Origin of the sequence: Pseudonocardia sp. KRD291, assembly GCF_019263595.1 — a bacterium.
In the GTDB taxonomy this organism is placed as follows: domain Bacteria; phylum Actinomycetota; class Actinomycetes; order Mycobacteriales; family Pseudonocardiaceae; genus Pseudonocardia.
The window spans coordinates 1-4,724 of record NZ_JADQDD010000394.1 but is presented as its reverse complement, the minus strand read 5'-3'; the positions used below and the strand labels follow the sequence as shown (position 1 = coordinate 4,724).

General features: G+C 75.8%; 3 protein-coding genes and 1 pseudogene. 3 read left to right on the top strand and 1 reads right to left on the bottom strand.

The features are described from left to right. Positions 1-458 (bottom strand): rhomboid family intramembrane serine protease (locus tag I4I78_RS30520; protein ID WP_218614976.1); only part of this gene is annotated, 458 nt, incomplete at its 3' end. A gap of 212 nt (positions 459-670) precedes the next feature. Between I4I78_RS30520 and I4I78_RS30515 the strand changes: the two genes are divergently transcribed. The 3 genes and pseudogenes from I4I78_RS30515 to I4I78_RS30505 all read left to right on the top strand — a co-directional run. Further along, positions 671-3,322: a LuxR C-terminal-related transcriptional regulator gene (locus I4I78_RS30515; protein ID WP_218614975.1), complete on the top strand. Its 2,652-nt coding sequence runs from the start codon at positions 671-673 to the stop codon at positions 3,320-3,322. A gap of 138 nt (positions 3,323-3,460) precedes the next feature. Then, positions 3,461-4,267 (top strand): SAM-dependent methyltransferase, encoded by an 807-nt coding sequence (locus tag I4I78_RS30510; protein ID WP_218614974.1) that lies wholly within the window; start codon positions 3,461-3,463, stop codon positions 4,265-4,267. Next, positions 4,268-4,724: pseudogene (locus I4I78_RS30505) on the top strand (hypothetical protein); the annotation flags it as partial. It lies immediately after the preceding gene.

The window sequence follows — 4,724 nt, the reverse complement described above, 5'->3', positions numbered from 1 at the left end:
GCCAGCACGATCTGCCGCCCGCTGCGGGCGAAGAACCCGCGGGCGAGCAGGAACACGAACCACCCGAAGATCACCCCGGAGACGCCGAGCACCGGCATGGGCGAGATCAGCCAGACGCCGATCCCGCTGGCCACCCAGATCAGCGCCGTGACCATGAACCACTGCGCGAAGCCGCCGGCCATCGCCAGGAAGCCGAAGACCAGGAACGGCAGGGTGTTGCTCACGAGATGGCCAAAGCCGACGTGCAGCAGCGGCGCGGTGAGGATCCCGGTCAGCCCCTGCACCGAGCGCGGCACGATCGCCCCGGCGTCGTCGAGCGCGTTGCCCGAGGCCTGGTCCACCGCCTCGGCCAGGTAGAGCAGCGCGGTGAACAGCAGCATCGTCCCCGCCGCCGTGCGCAGCGACGGCGGCAGGACCCGCGCGATCGCTCGGCGTGGGGTGGATGCGGGGGCGGTCATGACCCCGACGGTACCGAGCGGGCGTGCGGCCGAACGGGCGAAATCCGGGGCCGCACCCGAAACGTCCCCGCCCCGGGGAACGAGAACGCCCTCCGGAGGCCGGTGCAGAAGGGGGCGTGCGGGCGATTGCCACCACCGTCGACGAGCGCGACCATCCGCGTGGGCCCCCGTGGCCGGGCACGAGCAGTGGACCTGGACAGGAGGGCGCGCGCATGGGCGGCGGCTGGCCACTCGTCGGACGGGCCGCGACCCTGCACACGATCGTGTCCACCGCCCGGTCCGGGCGCCGCGCCGGCATGGTCCTGGTCGGTCCGCCCGGCGTCGGGCGCACCCGGCTCGCGCGGGCGGCGCTGGCGGCGGTCTGCGGCGGGCCGGGGTGGTCGCCGAGCTGGGTGATGGCCGGCCGGTCCACCTCGTCGATCCCGCTCGGCGCGATGTCGCACCTGTTCCCCGAGCTCGACCCGGGCGGTGTCCCGACCGCGCGGCTGCTTCGCGAGGCCCGCCGGCACCTGCACGCCCGGGCCGGCGGGGCGCGGGTCGTGCTGGCGGTCGACGACGCCCACGTGCTGGACGAGACGTCGGCGATCCTGCTCGAGCAGCTGGCCGTGTCCGGGGACGCCTTCGTGATCGTGACGGCGCCGTCGGGCGTGGTGGTCCCGGCGCCGGTGTTCGCGCTGTGGAAGGAGGGGCTGGCCGACCGTCTCGACATCGGCGAGCTCGACCGCGGGCAGAGCGACCGGCTGGTCGTGCACGCGATGTGCGACGACGAGCCGGGCACGATCGTCGACGGCGGGGCGCTGGCGCACCTGTGGCGGCTGTCCCGGGGCAACCCGCTGTTCCTGCGCGAGCTCGTCGACGGCGGCCGGGACGCCGGGACGCTGCACCGGGTGGGCGCGGTGTGGCGGTGGGAGGGCCCGTTCCCGGGCACCCCGCGGCTGAGCGAGATGATCGACGCGCAGACCGGCGACCTGGACCCCGCCGAGCTGGACCTGATGCGCCTGCTGGCCTTCGGTCAGCCGCTGGACAGCGAGGTCGCGGTGGCCCTGTTCAGCGCGGACGTGCTCGCCTCCGCCGAGCGCCGGGGGCTGCTGCGGTCGACCCAGGACGGGCAGCGCGTCGACCTGCACCTGACGCACCCGTTGCACACCGAGATCCTGCGCGGACGGTCGACGCCGCTGCAGGAGCGCGAGATCTACCACCGGCTCTCCGACGCGGTGGCCGCGCTCGGACATCACCACGCCCGGGACCGGGCGCGGCTGGTCTCCTGGCAGGCGGCCCAGGGGCTGAGCGCGGACCCGGACGAGCTGCTGACCGTCGCGCTGGACATGCACGCGCGCAACCCGGCCCTGGCCGAGCGGCTGCTCGCCGCCGCCGCCGAGCAGGAGGCCGGGCCCGCCGCCCGGCTGCGGCTGGCCTGCGCCCAGATCCGGCTGGGGCACCCGGAGCCCGCCGAGGCCGTCCTCGCGGAGCTGACCGGCCCGTACGGCCGCGACGAGCAGGGCCGGCGGGCCGACGACCTGCGCCTGGACGTCGCCGTCGTCCGGGTGCACAACCTGTACTGGGGCCTGCGGGCCTTCGACCGCGCCGCCGAAGTGCTGGAGGAGGCGATCGGCGACGCGCCTGCGCACGACGGCGACCCGCCCGCGCGGACCGTGCTGCGCGCGTTCCGGGCGTTGGTCGACAGCCGGCCCGCGGAGGCGGTGCGGGTCATCGCGCCGGTCGCCGACGGCGCGGGCGCCGCGCTGCCCGCGCTGGCGGTGGCGGCGATGGCCGCGGCGAGGGCCGGGAGCTACGGCGCGGCGATCGGTTACGCGCGCCGCGCCCGTCCGACGTCGCTGGCCGTCGACGACGGCGCGGGCGGGTGGCTGCACTTCGAGCTGCTCGCCGCCTGGTGGTACGCCCTGATGCAGTCCGGGGACCTCGACGCCGCGGACGGGGTGGCGCTGCCGTGTCACCGGGACGCCCTGGAGCGGGGGCTGGACCGCTACGCCGCACTGTTCGGGACCTGGCTGGGCATCGTCGCCGGCCGCCGCGGTCGTTGCGTGACGGCCGCGAGCCGGCTGCTGGAGGCGGCCGCCGCGGTGCCGGCGGCCGGCTTCTCGTTCGCGATGCCGCTGGTCGGGGAGCTGGCGCCGGCGCTGGCCAGCACCGGCCGCGCCGGTCGCGCCCGGGACGTGCTCGCCGAGGGCGAGCGCAACCCCGGCGACATGCTCCTGGCCGGGTGGGCGCACCCGGCCAGGGTGTTCCTGGCCGGGGTCGAGGGCCGCACCACGCACGCCGCGACGATCGCGCTCACCGCGGCCGGGGACACCGAGACCCGCGGCCACCGGCTCCAGGCGCTGCACGCCGCCGTCCGGCTGGGCGTCACCGGGGAGGTCACCGACCGGCTGGTCGAGCTGACGGCCGGGGTCGAGAGCCCGCTGGAGCGCGCCTACGGTGAGCACGCCCGCGCGCTGGCGGCCCGGGACGGCGCCGGTCTGGACGCGGTCGCGGTGCGCTTCGCCGGCCTCGGCATGCGGTTGCTCGCCGCGGAGGCGGCGGCGCAGGCCGCGCAGGCCCACCGGGGCGCCGGGAGACTCGGGTCCGCCGCAGCGGCGGCGTCGCGGTCCCGCGCGTGGGCCCAGGACTGCGAGGGTGCCCGCACGCCGGCGCTGGCACTGCTGGACTCCTCCGACGACCTCACCCCGCGCGAGCACGAGATCGCCGCGTTGGCGGCCACCGGGATGACCAGCAAGGCGATCGCCGGCGAGCTGGTCGTGTCGGTGCGCACGGTGGACAACGTGCTCCGCTCGGTCTACGCGAAGCTCGGCGTGTCCGGGCGGGGGGACCTGGTCCAGGTCGCCGGGATCCGCCCCGGGCCGTGACGGGCCCTGCTCCCCCGGCAGCACCAACGGGGCATACCTCACCTGTACGACAGGTGCGGGCGGTCCCGGCGGGCTACTGTCGTCGACTGGCAGCAACATCGGGTTCGATGCCGGTGTCGCCGGCGGTGGGGGGACGTGATGGACCGGCCGAACTGGGCTCCGGACGAGGTCGACCTGACTCACCCGAGCGTGGCCCGCGTGTACGACTACTACCTCGGCGGCTCGCACAACTTCGAGTCCGACCGGCAGTTCGCCGACCGGGTGCTCGGCGTCCTGCCCGACATGGCCGCGATCGCCCAGCAGAACCGCGCGTTCCTGCGCCGGTCGGTGCGCCACCTGTGCCAGGCCGGCATCGACCAGTTCCTCGACCTGGGATCGGGCATCCCGACGGCCGGCAACGTGCACGAGATCGTGGGCCAGCTCGCGCCGCGGTCCCGGGTGCTCTACGTCGACCACGACCCGGTCGCGGTCATGCACAGCCGGGAGCTGCTGGCCGGCAACGAGCAGACGGCGGTCCTGGCCGCGGACCTGGCCGACCCGGAACGGGTCCTGGCCGACCCGATCTTGCGCGAGCACCTCGACCTGTCCCGCCCGGTGGCCGTGCTGCTGGTGTCGGTGCTGCACTTCGTGGGCGACGAGCTCCGTCCCGCCGAGGTGATCCGGACCTACCTGGACGCGATGCCGCGCGGCAGCCACCTGGTGATCAGCCATGCGACCCACGAGGGCAACGACGAGGCCGCGGACGCGCAGGCCATCTACAACCAGCAGCGCTCCCCCAACGCCATGCGCATGCGCACCCGCGCGGAGGTGACCGAGCTGTTCGGCGACCTGACCCTGGTCGACCCCGGCGTGGTGCGGATCCCGATGTGGCGTCCCGACTCACCGGCCGGGACCGGTCCTGCGTCCGAGCGGTATCCCGGTCACGCCGGGGTCGCGTTCACCTGAGTGGTGGAGCACGAGCGGGACACCCCCGAACCGAGCGCGGACGGCGATCGCGAGGCCGCCGTCGGGCGGCTCGCCGTGGCCTGGACCGACGCGCTCGAGGCCGGCAACTACGTCTCGACCAGCCGGGCCGACCTGGCCGCCACACTGTTCACGCTGGCCGGACGGATCGTGGACGTCCTGGACGGGCGTGCCGCGCCGGACACCGCGTCCGCGGTCGGGGCGGCGCTGGTGGACGCGCACCTCACCGACCCGGCGACGCTGCGCCGTTCGATCGACGTGATCGCCGCCCACATCGCGGACGCGTGGTACGGCGCCGAGCAGGTGCGGCGCCCGGTCTCGATGCTCGGGGCGCTGTCGTCCGGGTACGCCCGCGCCCTGCAGAACCGCACCCGGGCCGAGCAGCAGCGGATCAGCTCGGCGGCGTTCGCCGCGCGGGGTGTCGCGGAGGCGGCGCGGT